This window comes from Catenibacterium faecis, from assembly GCF_014306455.1.
Lineage (GTDB): Bacteria > Bacillota_I > Bacilli_A > Erysipelotrichales > Coprobacillaceae > Catenibacterium > Catenibacterium mitsuoka_A.
Map to the genome: position 1 here is coordinate 1 of NZ_JACRWG010000129.1, position 1,569 is coordinate 1,569.

At 24.9% G+C, this 1,569-nt stretch carries 1 protein-coding gene and 1 pseudogene; both read right to left on the minus strand.

All coding sequences use genetic code 11. The annotated features are described in order from the left end of the window. Positions 1–206: 206 nt before the first annotated feature. A complete protein-coding gene (locus H8909_RS13030; protein WP_187013130.1) occupies positions 207–1,295 on the minus strand; it encodes a PTS sugar transporter subunit IIA domain-containing protein in 1,089 nt (362 codons plus the stop codon). Between the two features lie 12 nt (positions 1,296–1,307). Beyond that, positions 1,308–1,463, minus strand: a pseudogene (locus H8909_RS13850) (PRD domain-containing protein); the annotation flags it as partial. Between the last annotated feature and the right edge of the window lie 106 nt (positions 1,464–1,569).

Consider the following 1,569-nt stretch of genomic DNA (forward strand, 5'->3'; position numbering starts at 1 on the left):
TTCATCGGAATGGTTGGTCAACCCCATCGGAATTTTATGAAAATGGCTAGTTGGTCAAGTGTATCGGAACACTTGGTCAACCCAATCGGAATGAGTGATCAACTAAAGTGGAATAATCATTTTATTACTCTTAAATATTTTTTATACACTTTATACACTAATAAATAAAAAATAGCTTACTTTACAATAAGCTATTAAAATAAGTATTAAATTTCTTTAATAATCGTAATTAAACTTGCAATATCAGAATCAGAAAATTGAATATGAAAAGGTTCTTCTATCATTTCTACTAAATCATATAAATATTCGTATGTTTTTTTATGTGTTGAAATTATATTTTTATAATTATATTTTTTAGGAATCGGTGCATTATCAACCAAGCTACAGATAACACCACTAAGATGCATAATAAGACCTATCTTTTTATCATAGGATAATTGATATTGACAATCTAATTCTTGAATAAATTCTGGTAATACTTTTTTCAAGATATCAATATCAATATTCGGTGCTTGTTTTTCAATATTTTTAAATATTAATGAATATTTTATTTTCTTTTTAATGACAATGTCTTGATTAGAACTTGAAATTAATAGTGATAATTTATCTAATGGTGTATTAAATAATTGAGTTACAGATATAAATTTAATGCCATATAATTGAGGATCAAATGATCCCATTGTACATAAAATATTATACGATTTTCTCAATTCATTAATTTTAAACAATAATTCTTTATGATTATTCATTGATAATGGAACAATATCAATATCTTGTAATTCTAATGAATCTTCTAGGTATTTTTTTATTTGTATAGCACCACCTTCGCCATTCATACATAAAGTGATAATAACATTTTTCTTTTTTTGTCGATGATAGTTTTCAACAATTGATGGAAAATAATGTTGATAACTTTGTTCTAATTCAGACATAATATCATCTAAATCATCATTGCTGCTCATCTTTTTTACGGTTTCTAAAGCAATCATTGTGGAAGGTGCAGCAATAAAGCGGATATCTATACCTGTTTCTTTAGAAATCAATTTACCCATAATTTTTACAGAACCCATCTCATAGATAAGTAATACACCTTTACCTCTATTAATTTTTTCAATCAATGATTTCATTTCTTCATAAGCCATTTGCATTTTCTTTTCTAAAAAAAGATCATATGAATAAACACTATCACTATTTGACATTTGTTTAACAACACCAGTAAGCGAACTTGCTACATTTTTTCCATGCATAGCAATTAACAATACAGGTTTATTTTCGCTTTCTGTTAATTGATTCAAAAGTAAAATCAAAACAATAGTTATTGCTTCATCTAACGGTATATCTATTTTATATTTCTTTTCTAAATGTTCTATTAATTTTAAACTTAGTATATATTCTTCTTGATATTTATTTACTATTTGATTTAAATCAAAATTAATTTGTTCATTTTGCTGATAGTGTAAAATATTTTGTGTAAATTATGATTTTTCAATTATAGAAAATGGACATATTTCCTAGTAAAATTAAGTCGACCAAAACATTAATCTAAGGAGATATGCCCATGAATTATTT